This window comes from Methylibium sp. T29 (assembly GCF_000576205.1).
GTDB classification, from domain to species: Bacteria; Pseudomonadota; Gammaproteobacteria; order Burkholderiales; family Burkholderiaceae_C; genus Methylibium; species Methylibium petroleiphilum.
Window position 1 is genome coordinate 1 of the sequence record NZ_AZND01000461.1, and the last position, 1,522, is coordinate 1,522.

A 1,522-nucleotide genomic window follows, 5' to 3' on the forward strand; every position below is an offset into this window, starting at 1 on the left:
AGCGCCGGCGCTCCAGCCGAGGCCGTGGCGAGCAGCCGCGGGCCGAGTGCGGCGCGGCGCGCGCGCAACTGAGTCCGCGTGGCTGGTAGGCGTGCTCGGCCATGCGGCGGCGCTGCGAGTAGCTGAACGGGTTGGTGAAGAACACCTTGGCGTCGCGCGCGTCGGGCTCGAACAGCAGGATGTCGGTGTCGGGGTGGAGTTGGTCGTACTGGCGCAGGCCGAGCTCCATGCGCGAGCGGATCAGCGTGCGGAACGTCTGGCTCAGCACCTGCGGCAGGCCGCCGTCGACCAGCCGCGCCAGCGGCGCCCTGGCACCGTCCGCCGGCCTGTGCGCGTCGGCGGGGCTGTCGTAGGGCACCAGCGGATTCAGGCAGATCAGCAGGTCCAGGCCCTCGTCGAGCAGGACCGAGGCATGCAGCGTCTTGCGCAGCACGCCATCGACGTAGCAGCGGCCGTCGATCTCGACCGGCGGGAACAGTCCGGGCAGCGCGGCGCTGGCCTGCACGGCGAGCGAGATCGGCACGTGGTCGTGGCCCGGCAGGCCGAAGGGCCGGGCGTCGCCGCTGTCGAGGTCGACCGCCACCAGCACCAGCCGGCGCGCCAGCGTGCGGAAGTCGTTGCTGCGGCCGGGCGCGCCGAACACGCGGCTCAGGTGCTGGTGGACCGTGCGGTTGGAGAACAGGCCGGTCGGCATGGCGCGGCCGAGCTGGTCGAGCACCTGGCTGCGGGTGGCGAAGCCCAGCGCATAGTCCAGAGCCGCGCCGCCGGCCAGACCGGGCGCCCGCGCGAGGCGCTTCGCGAACTCGCCCCAGGCCGGCCGCATCAGCAGCGCGGGGTCGAACACGTCGTCCGGCGGCCCCTCGTTCTCGATGAAGGAGCGGCACAGCTCACGCGGCCCGATGCCGTTGGCCAGTCCGGCGGCCACGAAGCCGCCGGCCGACACGCCCACGTAGCCCTGGCACTGAGTGAGGCGCAGGCCAGTGATCGATTCCTCGAGCGCGCACAGTGCGCCGATCTCGTAGATCGCGCCCAATGGCCCGCCGCCGGCCAGCGCGAGACCGATGCGCGGCATCATCGGAACTGGCAGCCACCGGGCTCGATGGCGCGGTTGGCGGCGTGGACGTAGGCGCTGCCGTTCCAGTGATAGACCGCCATGCAGCCGCCGGGGTTGGCGACCCCCAGGTCGGCGTAGCCGAGGTGTTCACCGCCGGTCGGCAGCACCTCCACGCCGGGCAGGAAGCCGAGCAGGTCGACCCACGCGCCGCCGGCGTTCTGCATGAACAGCGCGACGTTGCCGCCACGGGCCGGGCCGAAGCAGGGCGAGGACGCCAGGAACAGCAGCACTTCGTCGCGGCCATCGTGGTTGATGTCCAGCCGCTCGGTCTGCGGCTTCAGTGCCGTGGCGCACGCCTCTCGGTAGTGCTCGTTGCCGCGGCGCTGCAGGCCGGCGGCCGCGAAGACCGCCGCCTCGTCGCTGCCGGGCGATGGGGCGGTCGCGCCGGTGGCCGGTCCGATCGGCGCG

At 73.4% G+C, this 1,522-nt stretch carries 2 protein-coding genes; both read right to left on the minus strand.

Features of this window, described 5'->3' with window-relative positions; translation table 11 throughout:
• Positions 1-1,075 (minus strand): patatin-like phospholipase family protein (locus x551_RS22020; protein ID WP_051512290.1); only part of this gene is annotated, 1,075 nt, incomplete at its 3' end.
• The coding region (locus x551_RS26040; RefSeq protein ID WP_036251512.1) for a hypothetical protein at positions 1,072-1,522 on the minus strand (451 nt) is incomplete at its 5' end. The genes x551_RS22020 and x551_RS26040, both read right to left, overlap by 4 nt.